Origin of the sequence: Parvibaculum sp. (genome assembly GCF_039680535.1) — a bacterium.
Classification (GTDB): domain Bacteria; phylum Pseudomonadota; class Alphaproteobacteria; order Parvibaculales; family Parvibaculaceae; genus Parvibaculum.
This window is the reverse complement of record NZ_JBDKSS010000001.1, coordinates 139,282-158,081: the sequence shown is the minus strand read 5'-3', so window position 1 is coordinate 158,081 and position 18,800 is coordinate 139,282. Positions and strand designations below refer to the sequence as shown.

Below are 18,800 nucleotides of genomic sequence, written 5' to 3'. Positions count from 1 at the left end.
ACTCGTGCACGGCTCCCGCTTCATTGCTGAAGCAGGAAGGCCGCCAGGTTCACGAAAATCACCGGTCTATCGTTCCAGTCCGGCGGATTTTCTTCTGAAGCGCGAGGATGCCATACAGCAGCGCCTCGGCGGTGGGAGGGCATCCGGGAACGTAGATGTCGACCGGAACGATCCGGTCGCAGCCGCGCACCACGGAGTAGGAGTAGTGATAATAGCCGCCGCCATTCGCGCATGATCCCATCGAGATCACGTAACGCGGCTCCGGCATCTGGTCGTAGACCTTGCGGAGCGCGGGCGCCATCTTGTTGGTCAGCGTGCCGGCGACAATCATCACGTCGGACTGGCGCGGGCTCGCGCGGGGCGCGAAGCCGAATCGCTCGCTGTCATAGCGCGGCATCGAGGTATGCATCATCTCGACGGCGCAGCAGGCAAGACCGAAGGTCATCCACATCAGCGAACCGGTCCGCGACCAGTTGATGAGGTCGTCCACGGTCGTGAGCACGAAACCCTTGTCGGCCAACTGGTCCGACATCTGGGTGAAGACCGGATCGTTGATCGCGGGAACGGCGCCGGCGATTGCGGTCGCCGCCTGTGCCTCGGTTCCTACTCCCATTCGAGAGCTCCCCTCTTCCACTCATAGGTGAAGCCGATGGTGAGAACGCCGAGAAAGACGATCATCGACCAGAAGCCGAACATGCCGACATCTCCGAGAGCCACCGCCCACGGGAAAAGGAAGGCGACTTCGAGATCGAAGATGATGAACAGGATGGCGACGAGATAATATTTCACGTCGAATTTCATGCGCGCGTCGTCGAAGGCGTCGAAGCCGCATTCATAAGCGGAAAGCTTTTCCGAGTCGGGCTTGCTCGGCGCGATGAAAAACGGCGCGATGAGCAGAGCGAGACCGAGCACGAGAGACAAGCCCATAAAGATCAGGATGGGCAGGTACTCGCGAAGCAGGTCTTCCATGGGTCGTCCTCACAAATCGCCCTGCCCGGCACAAAAGGCCGCAAACGAGCTGAAGCACAGCCGACTCGTTTGATGCCGAACAGCAGTCGAAATCCGCGCGCAGTATATCCCTCGCAACCGCAGAATCAAACCCCACGTTGAACATGTTCAACGTGAAAAACCGTTATGCCATTTGAAGTTGCGGGATATTTGACGCATTGCAGCGATGAAGGTGCAATGCGGAAACGCCATGCGCCAGGCGATCCGTTTTCTCTGTAAAAGTGGCGGGAGTGACGGGGCTCGAACCCGCGACCTCCGGCGTGACAGGCCGGCGCTCTAACCAACTGAGCTACACCCCCGACGCGAACGGCTGAACCGTTCGGAGAGTGCGCGGTTGGTACGTCAAGGCCCCGCCCCTGTCAAGAATGGTTTGGGAAGTTTTCCGCTTTATCCACTGTCGCGGGCCCAATGGCAGGCCGCAGCAGCGCTCCCGCCCGCCCGGCCAGTCCATCACACTATTTTGGCGCCTTCCCGGACAGCCTTGGCCCGCCGCCCCATCACAGTCAAAAACGAACAGGTTTTTGAACCGAAAACACGTTGGGCGGAGCCGGAATCGGGGCTTACCCTATCCGCATAGCACCCTGCATTTTCCCCCGCCTGTTACCCACACATCTTCAGATCACCTTTTTTCATTCCAGATCTTCAGACGAACGCTCTTCATGGCCGATCCGAGAATACTTCTGACCTTTGCGGGCTCTCTCGATTTTCAGTGCAAACACACGACCGTCGGCGACGTCATGGCGCTCTACAACGTCGCGACGAGGCTTGTTCAGCACGGCCTCCAGCCACGCATCGCCTGGGGCGGAAATCTCTTCGAGCTGGACCCGCTGCGCGTGGACATCAGGGCGGTTCCACCCGACTCGGTCGATTGCCTGGTCTTCGTCTGCGGCCCGTTGGCTGAATTCGTCAGGGTGATCTGCAACCGGTTCGAAAAGGCCAGAAAGGTGGCCGTTGGCGTCAGCCTGATCGATCAGTTGGGAACGGAGAAACTCTTCGACGCCGTGGTTCCCCGCGACAGCACCGCCCTTTCGACATTCGATCTCGCGGTCGCCGATGTCGGCTGGCCGCACCTCTATATCGATCAGCGCCATCAGGCGCCCGGCCTCGGCATATGCCTGGTGGGGCGGCAGGCCGAATACCTCGCCGACGACAAGAGCAACACCATCGCCGTGATGATCGAGCGCCTGAAGTCGGAGTTTCGGCTGCAGACGACAGAACTCAATACGCTGATCTACCCCGCGCGCCCGAACATCTATTGCGCCGAGATGGAACTTCAGAGCCGCCAGATTCTGGTGACGACCAGAATGCATGCGACGCTGCTTTCGGTCTTTCATCGCCTGCCGGTGATTTCCATCGATCAGATCGCGGGCGGCGCCAAGGTCACCCGCCTCAATTCCAAGGTCGGCATCGATACGATCCAGGTATCCAACGACATGGGAGGGCAATTGCTGGACGCCTTGCGCAGCGCCCTTGCCACACGCGGAGAAAGCATCCGTCCCTCAGTCGCGCAGCGCGAGAAGCTGATCAAACTCTCAAGAAACGCTCTGGAAATGAGCGTGAGCAAAATTCTGGAATATGCATAAGGGCCAAAGGCGCCGGATCTACGGCAAACAGATTAATTCGCACACATCGTTATTTCGGAAACGTGACCTTGCAGGATAAGGTCCTCTGGACGATCGGCGTCCTTTTGCCGAGGGTCGGTCTTTGAAAATCGATGCTGGGCAAATCGATGGTAATGCTTTCGGCGACGCGACCATCCGCCACCAGCCGATCCAATGCCGAGGTAACGCGGGCGCGAACCTCTTTCCGCTCCTGCTTGTCGAGCACACGCCCCATGAGCCGCGTCAGGTCCCGCCGGACGATTTCGTATATATGCGACAATTGCTTTGTGCGGTCGAGGTTCTTCTCGGATCCGAATTTCACCCGTTCGTCATCGCCGTGCTCGATACCCCGCATATCCGGAGCGTCATAGGACACAACGCGATACCCGAGGAAACCCAGATCGTTGTACAGGGCGATATCCTCCCCACCCCAATGCGCGATGGCCTCGTCATATCCTCCAACCTTGATGAACGCCTCGCGCTCCAGGATAACGGAGCCCCACAAATTGGGTGAATCGCTCTTGGGAAGAAAAAAAATACCGGGCTTCAGAATGCCGGAAATTCGATTGAAGAAACCGTCGCCGACAACCACATCGGCATCGAAAAATGCCAACCAGGGCGTGCTCGCCGCCGCCGCGCCGACATTGCGCGCATGCGATAGCTGAAAGAACGGAGCGTTCGCGACCTTGACGACTTCGACCGACGGAAAATTTGCCTTTACCCACTCTCCCGTGCCGTCCGGGCAGTCGTAATCGACCACGATCACTTTAAGGTCTGGCTGCCTGGCAACGACAGGCAGCGATTGCTTGAGATGATGCAACCGTCCCTTGCACGTCGTGATGTAGGTAATTTGACTGGTGCTCAAAGCGCGCCTCGAAAATCGATAATTTCTGTAATATCAGATCAAAATTTGCATGAAGCATAATCAGGTATCTGAGCATCGGAACAAGATGCACCGACCAGAAGCCTGTTTCATTCTGGAAAGATCCCGCATCCCTCGCACGCCAAACCGATCCGCACGAGGCGCATTCCCGCGAAAAACCGCCCGCCATCCGAATCCCGACCTTTTCTCAGCCCGCGAGCTTGCGCTCCCTGGCGAATGGGCTGAGGCCGAGCCACAACTGCATGTCGGCTGCGAGCTGGCGATTTCCGGTCAGCATCATGCGCTCCCCGTTCAGAGCATTTCGGACACTGTCCAGACCCATCCAGATCGCGGTCATCGTGCGCAGATCGGTGGAGACATAGAGGTCGACCTCGAATCCGGGGTCGACTGAACAAAGATCGACGCTTTCATTCGGCTCGACCAGTAGCCACCACGAGCGCTGCACAGACGGCAGCTCGGGATACTGGAACTCGATCACGCTGCGCCGCTTCGGCATCGGAACCGGATCAAGGTTGCGGCGCATGTCCCACATGAGCAGCGACACGTCGAGATGCTTCAGCGAAAGTTCGGTCTCGACCCAACGCTGGCCCCAAACTCCGAAAGCCTCGACCAGGGGTTCAAGCTCCTGCCCCGCGGCGGTAAGATGATACTCGAATACGCCGGCTTCGGTCGGCGACGGCGTGCGCTCGATGACGCCCGCGAGTTCGAGCTCCTTCAGCCGCTGCGAGAGAAGCGCAGGCGACATGCGCGGGACTCCGCGCCGCAGATCGTTGAACCGTATCGAACCGGCGATGAGTTCGCGCAGAAGCACGACCGTCCACCGCGTGCACAAGACCTCCGCGGCCATCGCCACCGGACAGAATTGCTTGTAACTGCCCTGCGTCATGAAAGCCTCCAAGGAAAGCGTCCCTGAAGATTTAGTCACAAGGGCGAGCGTTAGCCTAGTTCAGTTTTTGTATCTGGTGGATTCAGTTTCTGAACTATCGACGCCGCCTCCGTCTTGAGAGGGTTCCTCACCACAACCCGATACGGAGGATTGAAAAATGACAGTGCTTGCAGATTCCAGGACTAAAACGGATACACGCGAGACCGACTGGCTCGCCCGTGCCGATCATGTCGCCGTCGAAATCGCCCGGCAGGCGGGCCGGCACGATGCCGATGAAAGCTTCGTGGCCGACGCCTATCGGCTGCTCAAGGACGAGGATTTCTTCAAGGCGCTGGTGCCCGCCGAACTTGGCGGAGGCGGCGCAGAGCTGACAGAGATCTGCCACGCCATTCGCCGCCTCGGCGCAAGCTGCGGTTCGACGGCGCTTGCCTTCTCGATGCACACGCATCTTGTGGCGGCCGCCGCCTGGCGCTGGCGCAACCAGAACGCGCCGACCGACGGACTCCTGAAGCGCGTCGCCGCTGAAAATCTCGTCCTGGTCTCAAGCGGCGGCTCCGACTGGCTGAAGAGTGCGGGCGATGCGGTAAAGACCGAGGGCGGCTTTCTGATCACCGCGCGCAAGATCTTCTCCAGCGGTTGCCCGGCGGGCGACCTGCTGATGACGAGCGCGGTCTATGACGACCCCGACGCGGGCCCGACCGTGCTGCATTTCGCGGTTTCGCTCAAAGCCGAGGGTGTCAGGATCCTCGACACCTGGCACGTCATGGGCATGCGCGGAACAGGTTCGCATGACATCGAACTGAAGCAGGTGTTCGTGCCCGACGCGGCGGTCTCTGGCCGTCGCCCGCAGGGCAAATGGCATCCGCTGTTTCACATCATCAGCATGATCGCATTTCCGCTGATCTATTCGGCCTATGTCGGCGTCGCCGAAGGTGCGCGCGCCAGGGCTTTGGAAATCGCGCGAAAGAAGCCGGAGGATGGGCACCTGCCCTATCTCGTGGGCGAAATGGAAAACGCATTTGCGAGTGCCACGATGGCGCTGGATCAAATGATCCATATCGCCGAAACCGAAATGCCCGGCGCGGAGACGACGAGCCGCGCCATGATCGGGCGCACGCTTGCGGGCCAGGGCGCGATCAGAACCGTGGAACGCGCGATGGAGGTCGCGGGCGGCGCTTCGTTCTACCGCGATGTCGGACTCGAACGCGCATTTCGTGACATTCAGGGCGCGCGCTTCCATCCGCTTCAGGAAAAGCCGCAACTGCGCTATGCGGGCCGTCTTGCGCTCGGACTGGATATCGACGGCTGAAGGAACAAGGGCGCCGCCAAGTGCATCGGATATTCCTCCGGCATTCGCGGCGCCGATGGCCAAGAAATCAAGCACGCCCCGTGTCCAGAAGGACGAGCGGCCAATCACCGTGGACCATTCTGCCCCAGCTGAAAGACAGCGGACGGCAAAGGGATCTTCGAATTGCAATTAGTGGGGAAACCCGGTGGGCGGTGAGAGACTCGAACTCCCGACATCCTCGGTGTAAACGAGGCGCTCTACCAACTGAGCTAACCGCCCTGTCCGGCTCGCGCGAAGTCCTATCGGATGGGTAAGCTTATTTCAATCCCTGCCACACGAAAGCCGGGCCCCGTGCGTTGCTTTCCGCATGGCGAGGCCCGATTGTTGAGATACCCGCCCGACCTTCAGGGCGCCAAACGCCGCCCCCCTGGTGCAAAATTGAGCCGGACCCTCGCCCCCGTATTCTCCCTGCTTCTCGCCACCTCGATCCTTCTTATCGGAAATGGGCTCCTGGGGACGCTCATACCCATCCGCGCCAATATCGAGCATTTCGCGACCACAACGGTCGGCTTCATCGGCAGCGTCTATTTCGCGGGCTTCATGGCGGGCTGTGTGCTCGGGCCATTCATCGTGCGCCGCGCCGGACATATCCGCAGCTTCGCGGCCCTGGGCGCGCTTGCGGCCATTGCGCCGCTGGTTCACGCGCTGACGGTCAATCCCGTCGCCTGGGCGCTCATGCGCGGCCTGACGGGCTTCTGCTTCGCCGGCCTATACATGGTCATCGAAAGCTGGATCAACGAGCGGGCGACCAATGCGACCCGCGGCCGCCTGTTCGCGGTCTATCTGGTCGTCAACTTCACCTCGCTGACGCTCGGCCAGCTGATGCTCAACACGGCCGATCCCGCGGAATTCACGCTTTTCGTCCTCTGCTCGATCCTCACCTCGCTGGCGCTCGTTCCGATTTCCATGACGACCTCGGACCAGCCCGCGCCCATCGCCTCGACGCGCGTCGACATCCCTGCCGTCTTCCGGCTTTCGCCGGTCGGCTTTCTCGGCTGTCTCGTCGTCGGGCTCACCAATTCACCCTTCTGGACCCTCGGCCCTGTGTTTGCCCATGACAGCGGCCTCGACGTCGCCGGCGTCTCGCTCTTCATGACCGCGGCAATTCTGGGTGGGGCGGCCGCGCAGATTCCCATCGGCCGCTATTCCGACAGAATGGACCGGCGGCGAATCATCCTTGGCCTGAGCCTTGGCTCCGCCCTCGCCGAGGGCGGGCTCATCGCCGCCCGCGGTATCGGCGCAGAATGGCTGCTGCTGGCTGCGGGCTTCGTCTTTGGCTGCTTCGCGCTGACGCTCTATTCGGTCTGCGTCGCCCATACGAACGACCATGCGGGTCAGGAAAGCTTCGTCGGCGTCTCCAGCGCCCTGCTGCTGGCTTATGCGGTCGGCGCCGTTGTCGGCCCGTTCGCGGCCTCCATGGGCACTGAGCGCCTGGGCATGTCCTTCATCTTCATGTTCGCAGCCGCCGTCCATGTCGTCTTTGCGGCCTTCACGGCGATTCGCATGGCGACCGCATCGCATGGCGGCGCCCGGCGCGGCGATTTCGTCGCCATGCCCTTCCCTTCGACGACGACCGAACCCGCCAAGCTCGATCCTCGCCAGGGCGAGTGAGCCTCGCGAAATGAAAGAGGCCAGCCACCCTTACGGGCGACTGGCCTCGAAACTCGCTACAAGCTTCCCGGCAGGTTGCCGATCAGGCGTTCACGGCGTCCTTGAGCCCCTTGCCCGCCTTGAACTTGGGCTGCTTGGAGGCCGGGATCTTGATCGTTTCGCCGGTGCGCGGGTTGCGGCCTTCGGTGGCGGCGCGAGCCGACACGGTGAAGGTGCCGAATCCGACCAGGCGCACTTCGTCGCCCTTTTTCAGCGCGTCCGTAATCGTGTCGAAAACGTAATCGACGGCCTTGGTCGCATCGGCCCTGGAGAGACCGGTCCGGTCCGCCACTTCTGCAATGAGATCGTTCTTATTCACGTCAGGCCCCTTTGGATGCGATCGCGCGGAAATGCTCCAGCGCGATATTCGCGACTTTACCCGCCGCCCAAAGACGGGGTCAAAGCAAAAACTGCGGAAATCTGCGATATTTTAGACATGCTCGATACGAAAACGGGGGCCCGAAGGCCCCCGTTCCATAGCGTTGCTCCCTTGCGGAGCAGGTCAGTGCGCCACGACGGGCTCGCTGGTCTCGCCGCGCCGCTCCGCCGCCTGCTGGGCGGCATAGGCTGCCTCGTCCCATTCGATGGGCTCCGGCATGCGCGTCAGCGCGTTCCGCAGCACCTCGCCGGCGGTCGAGACCGGCACGATCTCGAGCGCGTTCTTCACGTTGTCCGGGATGTCGGCCAGATCCTTGGCATTGTCCTGCGGGATCAGCACCTTCTTGATGCCGCCGCGAAGCGCCGCCAGGAGCTTCTCCTTCAACCCGCCGATCGGGAGGACCCGACCGCGCAGCGTGATCTCGCCCGTCATCGCCACATCCTTACGGACCGGGATGCCGGTCATGACCGAGACGATAGCCGTCGTCATGGCGACGCCGGCCGACGGACCGTCCTTGGGCGTCGCGCCTTCCGGCACGTGCACATGGATGTCCTTGCGCTCGAACATGGGCGGCTCGATGCCGAAATGCGTCGCCCGCGAGCGAACATAGGAGTTCGCGGCAGAGATCGATTCCTTCATCACGTCGCGCAGGTTGCCCGTAACCGTCATGCGGCCCTTGCCGGGCATCATGACGCCTTCGATCGTCAGCAATTCGCCGCCGACCTCGGTCCAGGCAAGACCCGTGACCACGCCGACCTGATCTTCGCCTTCCGCCTCGCCATAGCGATACTTCGGAACGCCGGCATACTGCTCGATGTTGTCGAGCGTGACGGTGATCGACTTCTTGTCCGAAGTCAGGATCTCCTTCACCGCCTTGCGGGCGAGATTGCTGATCTCGCGCTCAAGGCTGCGGACGCCCGCTTCCCGCGTATAGACGCGGATCAACTGACGCAGCGCCGCATCGTCGATCGACCACTCGCCGCTGCGCAGCCCATGGGCTTCGAGCGCCTTCGAGATCAGGTGACGACGCGAAATCTCGACCTTCTCATCCTCGGTGTAACCGGCGATACGGATGATCTCCATACGGTCCATCAGCGGACCGGGGATGTTCAGCGTATTCGCGGTCGTCACGAACATCACATCCGAAAGGTCGTAATCGACCTCCAGGTAGTGGTCCGCAAAAGCGTTGTTCTGCTCTGGATCGAGCACCTCGAGCAAGGCCGCCGAAGGATCGCCACGGAAGTCCGCGCCCATCTTGTCGATCTCGTCGAGCAGGAAGAGCGGGTTCGTGTGCTTCACCTTCTTCATTGACTGGATGACCTTGCCGGGCATCGAGCCGATATAGGTGCGGCGGTGACCGCGGATCTCGGCCTCGTCACGCACGCCGCCCAGCGACATGCGCACGAAGTCGCGGCCGGTCGCCTTGGCGATCGACTTGCCGAGCGAGGTCTTGCCGACGCCGGGCGGGCCGACGAGGCAGAGGATCGGCCCCTTCAGCTTGTTCGCGCGGCTCTGCACGGCGAGGTACTCGACGATGCGCTCCTTGACCTTGTCGAGGCCGAAGTGATCAGCGTCGAGGATCTCCTGCGCGTTGACGAGGTCCTTCTTGACGCGGCTCTTCTTGTTCCACGGAACCGAAAGCAGCCAGTCGAGATAGTTGCGCACGACGGTGGCTTCCGCCGACATCGGGCTCATCTGCTTCAGCTTCTTCAGCTCGGCCAGCGCCTTCTCGCGCGCATCCTTCGACAGCTTCGTCTTCTGGATGCGTTCGTCGAGTTCGCGCAGATCGTCCTTGCCGTCCTCGCCGTCGCCGAGTTCCTTCTGAATGGCCTTCAGCTGCTCGTTCAGATAGTACTCGCGCTGCGTCTTCTCCATCTGGCGCTTCACGCGCGAGCGGATGCGCTTCTCCACCTGCAGCACGCTGATCTCGCCTTCCATCAGCGAGTAGACGCGCTCCAGCCGGTCGGCGACCGACGGCAGTTCGAGAAGCTCCTGCTTCTCGGCGATCTTGATGTTGATGTGGCTCGCAATCGTATCGGCGAGCTTTGCCGGCTCATCGATCTGGCTGACCGAACCGAGCACCTCGGGCGGCACCTTCTTGTTGAGCTTCACATAGCCTTCGAACTGCGAGACGACGGAACGCGACAGCGCCTCGAGCTGCTCGCTGTCGGTCTCGGCTTCCTCGATCGGCTCGACATTGGCTTCGAAGAACTGGTCATTGTCCGTGTAGTTCGACACGCGGGCGCGCCGCACGCCTTCCACGAGAACCTTCACCGTTCCATCCGGCAGCTTCAGAAGCTGCAGCACGGAGCCGATGGTGCCCACTTCGTAGATGTCGGCGATTTCCGGATTGTCGTCGGCGGCGTTCTTCTGGGCGACGAGCAGAATCTGCTTGTCGTCCTGCATGACGTTCTCGAGCGCACGCACCGACTTCTCGCGTCCAACAAAGAGCGGAACGATCATGTGCGGGAAAACGACGATATCGCGCAGCGGCAACACCGGCAGCACGAGCGGTCCGCCCTGCTCCTCGGTCTTGTTTTTCTGCTCGGTCTTATCGGTCATTCGCGGTACCTGCTTTCACAAAACGCCCGTGGCGACGCTCGACCCTAGCATTCGAAACTGAACGAATGCTGAGCGACGGGACCATATCCAACATAACCAGATTCGGGTTTGAAGCGCCTGCTATCACTGCGGCGAGGCCTTGACCGGTTTCACTGGAAGGCCTGGCCCCGGCACCACATGGCGCGGCCGGAATTGGCCTTGTTGAAAGGAAAATGGCCCTGAAAGCTTCCGCTTTCAAGGCCACCCCAATTCGCTTTTTGAACGGCTCCAAAGGGACTGTTCAATTGTGGCGCACGCAACGGAGCGAAGCGTCAGGCGCTTGTCCCAACGTCACCCTTGCGTTCCGCGTAGATGTAGAGCGGACGGGCCTTGCCCTCGACCACTTCGGCACTGATGACGACCTCGCCCACGCCTTCCAGCGTCGGCAGTTCGAACATCGTGTCGAGCAGGATCGCCTCCATGATGGATCGAAGGCCGCGGGCGCCAGTCTTGCGCTCGATGGCCTTGCGGGAGATGGAGCGAAGCGCTTCCTCGGAGAAGGTGAGCTTCACGTTCTCCATCTCGAAGAGCCGCTCATACTGCTTCACGAGCGCGTTCTTCGGCTCGATCAGGATCTGCATGAGCGCCGCTTCGTCGAGGTCCTCGAGCGTGGCGAGCACCGGCATGCGGCCCACGAATTCCGGGATCAGGCCGAACTTCAGCAGATCCTCGGGTTCGAGTTCCTTGAGCACATCGCCGGTGCGGCGATCCTCGACGGTGCGGACAGTGGCGCCGAACCCGATGCCCTGGCCCTTGCCACGACCGGCGATGATCTTCTCCAGCCCGGCGAAAGCGCCGCCGCAGATGAAGAGGATGTTCGTCGTATCGACCTGCAGGAATTCCTGCTGCGGATGCTTGCGCCCACCCTGCGGCGGCACGGAGGCAACCGTGCCTTCCATGATCTTCAGAAGGGCCTGCTGCACGCCTTCGCCCGACACGTCGCGCGTGATCGACGGGTTGTCGGACTTGCGGCTGATCTTGTCGACCTCGTCGATATAGACGATGCCGCGCTGCGCCCGTTCGACATTGTAGTCGGCCGACTGGAGCAGCTTCAGAATGATGTTTTCGACGTCCTCACCGACATAGCCTGCTTCCGTGAGCGTGGTCGCGTCGGCCATGGTGAACGGCACGTCGAGGATGCGGGCGAGCGTCTGCGCGAGCAGGGTCTTGCCGCAGCCCGTCGGGCCGATGAGAAGGATGTTGGACTTCGCCAGTTCGACGTCGTTGTTCTTCGCCGCGTGGTTCAGGCGCTTGTAGTGGTTGTGCACCGCCACCGCCAGCACGCGCTTGGCGTGGGACTGCCCGATCACATAGTCGTCGAGAACCTTGCAGATCTCCTGCGGCGTCGGAACGCCATCGCGCGACTTCACCAGCGAGGATTTGTTCTCCTCGCGAATGATGTCCATGCACAGTTCGACGCACTCGTCGCAGATAAAAACGGTCGGCCCCGCAATAAGCTTCCGGACCTCATGCTGGCTCTTGCCGCAGAAGGAACAGTAAAGCGTATTCTTGGAGTCGCCGCCGCTCACCTTGCTCATTGGAACTCCTTAGGCTTCTGCCGGCAGTCGACCGGATCGCCGCGATCCCTGCATCGTTCATGCCTGCCGGCGGCGCCGGATCTTAAACCCTTGTCTCTCATTACGTTTGAGAGACTCAACCGGATCCAGGACCCGTCACCTCGTCGACATACGAACATGTTATTCGTCGAGGGATCAAGATTTCATTACAATTTACAGGACGCGAAAGCACCAAACTGCCCGCAAAACAGGCAGTTAGCGGCGATTTGCAGCTACCTGCGGGAGACACCGGCCGACCGGGCGTTGCGGCAAAAGAGCCCGCATTGCCCGGCCCGCTTCGCTTCGGTGTTATTTCGGGGCTTCGTCGCTGCGCGGCACGCCGACATGATCGACGATGCCGAATTCCTGCGCCCGCTCCGGGCTCATGAAATTGTCGCGTTCCAGCGCGTCCTGAACTTCCTTCAGGCTCCGGCCCGTGTGCTTCACATAGATGTTGTTCAGCTTTTCACGGATCGCGAGGGTCTCGCGGGCGTGGATTTCGATGTCCGTCGCCTGCCCCTGGAAACCGCCGGAAGGCTGGTGAACCATGATGCGCGAATGCGGCAGCGCATAGCGCATGTCCTTCGCGCCAGCGGCGAGGATCAGCGAACCCATCGATGCCGCTTGGCCAAGGCAGACCGTCGCCACGGGCGGGCGGATATGCTGGATGGTATCGTAGATCGCCAGGCCGGAGGTCACGATGCCCCCCGGCGAGTTGATGTACATCCAGATTTCCTTCTTCGGATTCTCGGCTTCGAGGAAGAGAAGCTGCGCCGTCACGAGCGTCGCCATGCCGTCCTCGAACGGGCCGGCGATGAAGACGATGCGCTCTTTCAGCAGGCGCGAGAAGATGTCGTAAGCGCGCTCACCCCTGTTGGTCTGCTCGACCACCATCGGCACGAGATTCATGTAGGTATCGAGGGGATCTCTCATTCTCTCTCCTGAAGGTCAGCGGACCGGTCGAAGCCACGTCTTTGCCTTCGCCGGCGGGGTCAGTAACCGCCATATTGCTCATAAGGGCATAACGGGATTCGGTAAATGGCTGGTGCATTCATAATAGCGTAGAGCCCATATAAGGCGAGCCTCTCCGCATTTCATCCCCCACAAGCCGCCTAGGGGCCGCCATAACGGCCTGGCCGGCAAGCGGAACCCCCCGCCTCGGCGCGCCCGATTCCTGCTTTTGCGGAGTTCAAGAGGTGCGCGGGGAAGGATTTCAGCCCATTCCCCGCGCACGCTCGGCAGATCCGCCACGCCGGGGCCTTTGGGCCTCCGGGGCGGATGCTGCAACGTCAGGCGGCCATCAGGTCCGCCGCTTCGCCAGGGCGACCGATCATGCCGCCGACACCTCGCATGGCTCCTGCGACCAGTTCCCGCGCGAGGAAGCGCTTCCTGTCCACCCAGCCGGGCAGCTTGAGCCGCCGGGCAAGCGCCCGGGTGAAGCCGAAGCGGGCGTAGTAAGGCTCGTCGCCGACCAGAACGACGATGCGGTGGCCCTCGGCCTCGGCGCGGGCAAGACCCGCCTCCATCAACTTGCTGCCGATGCCCTGCCCCTGCCGGTCGGCGGCGGCGACGAGCGGCCCGAGCAGAAGCGCGGGCGTCGCACCGCCGATTGCGACCGGCCAGAAGCGCAGCGTACCGACCACTTCCTCGCCATCCAGCATGACAAGCGAGAGCGAGGGGATCGGCGCCACACCATCGCGCAGCCGGTAAACCGTCTTCGCAAAACGGTCCGGGCCAAAGGCATCGGCGACCATCTTTTCCACTGCCGCCTCATGGGCGGGAGTTTCGACGACGATATTCATGGACGACTCCATCCGGGCGGGCGGCGCGGCTTTCCGCGCGCCCTGCCCCTCAAGTCCGATTGCTGTGATGAAGCCCGTCGCTCAGATGCAGATGCTGGCGAGCGGCGGGAAGCCGTTGAACGCGACGGCCGAATAGGTCGTCGTGTAAGCGCCCGTGGCGAGGATGCAGACCTTGTCACCCGCCTTCAGTGCCGTCGGAAGGCGATAGTCCGCCTTCTCGTAGAGAATGTCGGCGCTGTCGCAGGTCGGTCCGGCGAGAACCACCGGCGCCGTCTCGCCGCCATCATGCGGCGTGAGGAGCCGATACTTGATCGCCTCGTCCATCGTCTCGGCGAGACCGTGGAACTTGCCCACGTCGAGATACACCCATCGTCGCTGGTCGCTGCCGCCCTTCTCGGAGACGAGCACGACTTCCGACTGGATGACGCCCGCGTCGCCCACGATGCCACGGCCCGGCTCGACGATGACGTCCGGCTGGCGATCACCGAAGCGGCGCGTCAGCGCCTCGCGGATCGCGGCGCCATAGGCCTCGATCGAGGGCACATCGGTGCGATAGCGCGACGGGAAGCCGCCGCCCATGTTGACAAGCTTGAGCTCGATGCCGCGCTCGGCCAGCGCGTCGAAAAGCGCGGAGGCCTGCACCAGCGCCTTGTCGTACTGGGTCAGGTCCGTCTGCTGCGAACCCACATGGAACGACACGCCATAGGCGTCGAGGCCGAGTTCGCGGGCGCGCACCAGCAGGTCGGCGGCCATCTCGGGCTCGCAACCGAACTTGCGCGACAGCGGCCATTCGGCGCCTTCGCATTCCATCAGTACACGGCAATAGACCTTCGAGCCGGGCGCCGAACGGGCGATCTTCTCGAGTTCCGATTCCGAGTCGAAGGCATAGAGGCGCACGCCCTTCGCGAAGGCGGCCGCGATGTCGCGCTCCTTCTTGATGGTGTTGCCGAATGAGATGCGGTCCGGCGAAACGCGGTGGCGCAGGCAGAGATCGATCTCGCCCATGCTGGCCGTGTCGAAGCAGGAGCCGAGGCGCGCCAGGCGCGAGACGATCTCGTTCGCCGGGTTGGCCTTCACAGCATAGAAGATGCGCGCCTTGGGCAGCGAGCGCGAAAGCTCCAGCCAGTTATGCGCGACGATGTCGACGTCGACCACGAGGCAGGGCGAGGGAAGCTCGGCAGTCTCGAGGAAGCGCGCGATCTTGGGCGGCATGCCGCCGCGCTCTGCCGGCATTTCGGCATCGCGGGGAACGAGCGCAAGCTTCGCCTTGCGGCGAGGCGCGGGCTTCGTCGTGGCATGCGAGGCCTCGCCGATCGGCTTGGTCGCAATTTCGGATTTCGTGGAGAGGCGCGAACGGGCACGGCGGCCCGGCTCGGAAGCGAACATCGTCAACACCCTTTAAGACCCGGCAGTGCCGGAGTGATCAAAAAGGACGCTTCCGTCGTTGCATAAACCAACTATGGGCCAGCGGCACGTGCGTGTGCGTCATGTGGGCGCACACATAGGGACATCGCCGAGTCCGTGCAATAGTTTTTTGCAGGCTGCCTAAAGTTTTTTCGCGCTGTGGCGTCAGGGCCTCCGCCACCCTTTCGTCACAATCCGGAAAGGATCGATCTCCAGGTGCGCCGGAGCCGTCCGGCATGCGCGGAGCGGCATCCTCCGGCCAAAGAAAAAGGCCCGGAGGTGATCCGGGCCTTTCATCCGAAAACCGAGCCTCGGCTCAGTCTTCCTTTTTCTTCTTGGGCGCTGCCTTCTTGGCGGCGGGCTTCTTCTCTTCGCCCTCGGCCTTGGCTGCGGCCTTCTTCTTGGCCGGCTTCGCCTCGCCGTGATCATGGTCGTGATCGTGATCATGGTCGTGGTGATGATGACCATGGTCGTGATCGTGATCATGATCGTGATCATGATGGTGATGCTCGTGCTCGTCGGCATCCGGGTCGGCGAACAGATCGTCACGCGACACGACCTTGTCGGTCACCTTCGCCAGTTCGGTGATGAAATCGATCACCTTCTCTTCGAAGATCGGCGCGCGCAGCTCGGCGATCGCCTGCGGGTTGCGCTGGTAGAACTCGTAGACCTGACGCTCCTGGCCGGGGAACTGGCGGGCGCGCTCGGCGAGCGACTGGCCCAGCTCCTGCTCGGTGACGGTGATCTTGTTCCGCTCGCCGACTTCCGCGAGCACGAGGCCGAGGCGGACGCGGCGCTCGGCGATCTTGCGATACTCGTCGCGGACCTTTTCTTCCGGCTCTTCCAGATCGGCGGCCGTCTTGCCCTGGTGCTGCAGCTCGTGCTCGAACTGCGACCAGATCTGGTTGAACTCCTGCTCGACCATGGAGGGCGGCAGCTCGAAGCTGTGGGCTGCGTCCAGCGCGTCGAGAAGCGACCGCTTCAGATGCATGCGCGACATGTTCGCGAAGTCGGCCTTGATCTGCTGCTGCATGGCTTCACGCAGCTTGTCCAGCGCGTCGAAGCCGAAACGCTTGGCGAACTCGTCATCGACCTTGGCTTCCGCCGGGGCCTCGATGCCCTTCACCGTGACGTCGAACACGGCGTCCTTGCCGGCGAGGTTCTCCGCGCCGTAATCGGCCGGGAAGGCGACCTTCACCTCAACCTTGTCGCCCGCCTTGGCGCCCTTGAGCTGGTCTTCGAAGCCGGGGATGAAACGGCCCGAACCGATTTCAAGCTTGGCGTCCGCCGCCGTGCCGCCCTCGAAGGCGACGCCGTCGATGCGGCCAAGGAAGTCGATGGTCAGGAGATCGCCCTCGTCCGCGGCGGCGCCTTCGGCCTTCGGCGCAAAGTTCTTCTGGTTCTCGGCTAGGCGCTGCAGAGCCTCATCGACATCCGCATCGCTCACTTCGGCGACCGGACGCTCGACTTCGAGCTTCGCGAAGTCGGTCATCTCGAAGGGCGGGATGATCTCGAAGGTCATCTTGTAGGCGAGATCGGCCTTGCCTTCGACCACCGGAGCGATCTCGCCCTCGAGGTTGATCTCAGGCTGCTGGGCCGGACGCAGCGACTGCTCTTCGAGCGCCTTCTGGCTGGTTTCGCCGACGGCCTCCTGAATCACTTCGCTCATGACCTGCTTGCCGAAGGTCTTGCGAAGATGGGCGACCGGAACCTTGCCGGGGCGGAAGCCCTTGAGGCGGACCGAATTTTTCATCTCATCGAGCTTCGCGTTCACACGCGCCTCGAGATCGCTCGCCGGAACCTGAACCGAGAGTTCGCGCTTCAGACCGTCCGCGCTCGTTACCGTAACCTGCATCTTGCAATCCGTTCTTTCAGCTTGGCCGTTTAGTCGTCCCGGCCATTGTAATTGCTGGCTTTTCGGCCTGGTGCGGGCGGAGGGACTCGAACCCCCACGGTTGCCCGCCAGAACCTAAATCTGGTGCGTCTACCAATTCCGCCACGCCCGCAAGGCCGCTCCTAGGGTTTTTCGCCTGATCGGAGCCCACATACCCCACGGTGGGGGACGGTGCAAGATGTCTCACTTGTACTACATCCTGGTGGGACACTTTTTGAACGGTTCTAAGTGCGTCCGAAAGCATCGTATCGTTGACGTGGGCATAGCGTAGGGTCGTCTCGATCCGCTTATGCCCCATCCACCTTTGGATGATCCTCAGGTTGACGTTGGCTTGGACCATGGGGGTAGCACAGGTATGACGGCAGGCATGGAAGACGAACTCCTTGTCTTCCTTTAGGCCCATCGTCTCCTTGGCCTTGTCCCATGCGTAACGGATTTCATGGGGTGTCGGCAGGCCGACCTTAAGTAGCCACCTGAGGGCTTCCGCCGTCTCAGGTTGCAAGGGGACCGACCTAGGGCTCTTGGTCTTGGTCCTCCACAGGCGAAGCCAGTCGTCCTCGACTTGCTCAAGGGCGACATTAAGAAGCTCCCCTCGCCTGCACCCCGTTCGGATAGCCACCCCTACGAGCGTAGAGATGTCAGCCGGGAGGAGCCTGTACAGGGTGGCTTCCTCATCAGGGGTTATCCACCGGATGCGTCCTTCGTCCTCGTCCCGCCACTGGAAGGTAGGCAGGGAGGTGGTCCGGTAGTTGCGCTCTCTGCCCCACGCAAGGAGCTTATGGAAGTGGCTGAGGTAACGGTTGATGGTCCCGTCAGCCAATCCCTCCATGCGAAGGGCATCAATAAGGTCGTCAATGGTTTCGGTCGAGACGGCATCCACCGAGGTAGACTTTCCTATGATCGAGACCACTTTCTCACAACGGGCAATGCACTGGACTTCTGACGCCTTGCCCACCCAAAGGCGTCCCTTGGCCTTCTCAACGAGTGCTGAGAGGGTCCTAGGGGCCGACTTCTGGTCATCCCTTACCTTCGCCTTTTCGGCAGGGAATTGGGCGGCCCAAGTGGCTTCGGCCTGCTTGGCTTCGGCTAGGGTGTTGAAGCGTCCGCGAGCCCTCTGCCCGTCCTTCTGGACTTCGACACGCCACCTTCCGGTTAGCTTGCCGTCCTTCTTGTCCGGGTAGATAGCCATTGGGTCAGTCCTTCTCGATCAGCTTTAGGACCTTCCTGAGGAGGGTCCGGCCCTTTGGGGTAAGCGTGTACTGGTTCTTGCGAAGCTCCATCGGGTCCTGTCGGCAGTCGATGAGGCCCAACCCCTCGGTCATCTTTCGGTTACGAACTCCGAGGTCGAGGAGATGACGGGAAAGGGTCGAGGTCTTTAGGTCCAAATGCCTGTTAAGGTCCGTCAGACTGGAATGCTCGTTCATCGCCACCGTAAGGAAAGTGGTAGCGAGGCTGATCGGCATTGTCGGGGAGATTTCCCTGAACGCCGTGAGCAGCTTGAAGGCGGTTCGTATGGACTTCATATCGTCGTCATTAGGGTACTCAGCCATGATAGGTCTCCTTGTTTAATCCAGGCAGTAGAACCAAGATAGACATTATTCCCACTTTGTCAATATTACTTATTTGTCACCAGTTCCCTATGGTGTTGTAAAGAAGTGGTGTTAGCCCCCTGCCAAGCGGATTAGCTCGACCACGGTGCAAGAGCGCTTTCACCGAACTCTCTTGGTCGACTAGAAACGGGATTGCACGATCCGCCCTTCAGGATAGGCAATGGGGCAACAAAAACAC

General features: G+C 61.5%; 15 protein-coding genes and 3 tRNA genes. 3 read left to right on the top strand and 15 right to left on the bottom strand.

The features are described 5' to 3' along the window. Positions 1-58: 58 nt before the first annotated feature. From ABFC66_RS00705 to ABFC66_RS00695, 3 genes are all read right to left on the bottom strand, one after another. Positions 59-613: an NADH-quinone oxidoreductase subunit B family protein gene (locus ABFC66_RS00705; protein ID WP_346739032.1), complete on the bottom strand. Its 555-nt coding sequence runs from the start codon at positions 611-613 to the stop codon at positions 59-61. Further along, complete coding sequence (locus ABFC66_RS00700; protein WP_346739031.1) at positions 604-969, bottom strand: NADH-quinone oxidoreductase subunit A; 366 nt, start codon at positions 967-969, stop codon at positions 604-606. Before ABFC66_RS00700 ends, ABFC66_RS00705 begins: the two co-directional genes overlap by 10 nt. A 261-nt stretch (positions 970-1,230) precedes the next feature. Next, positions 1,231-1,307: transfer RNA gene (locus tag ABFC66_RS00695), tRNA-Asp, on the bottom strand. Positions 1,308-1,667: 360 nt separating this feature from the next. On the opposite strand from ABFC66_RS00695, the gene ABFC66_RS00690 reads away from it, so the two are divergent. Beyond that, entirely contained in the window at positions 1,668-2,591 is a 924-nt protein-coding gene (locus ABFC66_RS00690) for a hypothetical protein (RefSeq protein ID WP_346739030.1), read from the top strand. Between the two features lie 49 nt (positions 2,592-2,640). Here the strand turns inward: ABFC66_RS00690 and ABFC66_RS00685 are convergent, their stop codons facing one another. Both ABFC66_RS00685 and ABFC66_RS00680 read right to left on the bottom strand, forming a co-directional pair. Beyond that, entirely contained in the window at positions 2,641-3,474 is an 834-nt protein-coding gene (locus ABFC66_RS00685; RefSeq protein ID WP_346739029.1) for a glycosyltransferase family 2 protein, read from the bottom strand. A 205-nt stretch (positions 3,475-3,679) separates the two neighbouring features. After that, positions 3,680-4,378: a helix-turn-helix domain-containing protein gene (locus ABFC66_RS00680; RefSeq protein WP_346739028.1), complete on the bottom strand. Its 699-nt coding sequence runs from the start codon at positions 4,376-4,378 to the stop codon at positions 3,680-3,682. Positions 4,379-4,535: 157 nt separating this feature from the next. Between ABFC66_RS00680 and ABFC66_RS00675 the strand changes: the two genes are divergently transcribed. Further along, positions 4,536-5,687 carry an acyl-CoA dehydrogenase family protein gene (locus ABFC66_RS00675; protein WP_346739027.1) on the top strand — a complete coding sequence of 384 codons (1,152 nt, stop codon included), beginning with the start codon at positions 4,536-4,538 and terminating at the stop codon, positions 5,685-5,687. A 185-nt stretch (positions 5,688-5,872) separates the two neighbouring features. Here ABFC66_RS00675 and ABFC66_RS00670 read toward each other — a convergent pair. Continuing rightward, positions 5,873-5,945 (bottom strand) — tRNA-Val (locus tag ABFC66_RS00670). Positions 5,946-6,104: 159 nt separating this feature from the next. Between ABFC66_RS00670 and ABFC66_RS00665 the strand changes: the two genes are divergently transcribed. Beyond that, positions 6,105-7,337 (top strand): MFS transporter, encoded by a 1,233-nt coding sequence (locus ABFC66_RS00665; RefSeq protein ID WP_346739026.1) that lies wholly within the window; start codon positions 6,105-6,107, stop codon positions 7,335-7,337. 82 nt (positions 7,338-7,419) lie between these two features. On the opposite strand, the gene ABFC66_RS00660 is transcribed toward ABFC66_RS00665, so the two are convergent. From ABFC66_RS00660 to ABFC66_RS00620, 9 genes are all read right to left on the bottom strand, one after another. Continuing rightward, positions 7,420-7,728, bottom strand: a complete 309-nt coding sequence (locus tag ABFC66_RS00660; RefSeq protein WP_346739049.1) for an HU family DNA-binding protein — start codon at positions 7,726-7,728, stop codon at positions 7,420-7,422. Between the two features lie 150 nt (positions 7,729-7,878). Next, entirely contained in the window at positions 7,879-10,317 is a 2,439-nt protein-coding gene (gene lon, locus ABFC66_RS00655; RefSeq protein WP_346739025.1) for an endopeptidase La, read from the bottom strand. Positions 10,318-10,628: 311 nt separating this feature from the next. Beyond that, positions 10,629-11,894, bottom strand: coding sequence for an ATP-dependent Clp protease ATP-binding subunit ClpX (gene clpX / locus ABFC66_RS00650; protein ID WP_346739024.1), 1,266 nt, complete (start codon positions 11,892-11,894; stop codon positions 10,629-10,631). A 327-nt stretch (positions 11,895-12,221) separates the two neighbouring features. Continuing rightward, a complete protein-coding gene (locus tag ABFC66_RS00645; RefSeq protein ID WP_152216725.1) occupies positions 12,222-12,845 on the bottom strand; it encodes an ATP-dependent Clp protease proteolytic subunit in 624 nt (207 codons plus the stop codon). 356 nt (positions 12,846-13,201) lie between these two features. Next, the gene (locus ABFC66_RS00640) at positions 13,202-13,714 is read right to left on the bottom strand and encodes an N-acetyltransferase (protein WP_346739023.1); all 513 of its coding nucleotides are present in this window, start codon (positions 13,712-13,714) and stop codon (positions 13,202-13,204) included. Between the two features lie 81 nt (positions 13,715-13,795). Then, positions 13,796-14,926 (bottom strand): type III PLP-dependent enzyme, encoded by a 1,131-nt coding sequence (locus ABFC66_RS00635; protein WP_346739048.1) that lies wholly within the window; start codon positions 14,924-14,926, stop codon positions 13,796-13,798. Between the two features lie 508 nt (positions 14,927-15,434). Continuing rightward, complete coding sequence (tig, locus tag ABFC66_RS00630) at positions 15,435-16,973, bottom strand: trigger factor (protein WP_346739022.1); 1,539 nt, start codon at positions 16,971-16,973, stop codon at positions 15,435-15,437. 68 nt (positions 16,974-17,041) lie between these two features. Continuing rightward, positions 17,042-17,124: transfer RNA gene (locus ABFC66_RS00625), tRNA-Leu, on the bottom strand. A gap of 1,081 nt (positions 17,125-18,205) precedes the next feature. Beyond that, entirely contained in the window at positions 18,206-18,562 is a 357-nt protein-coding gene (locus tag ABFC66_RS00620; protein ID WP_346739021.1) for a MarR family winged helix-turn-helix transcriptional regulator, read from the bottom strand. Positions 18,563-18,800 lie beyond the last annotated feature (238 nt).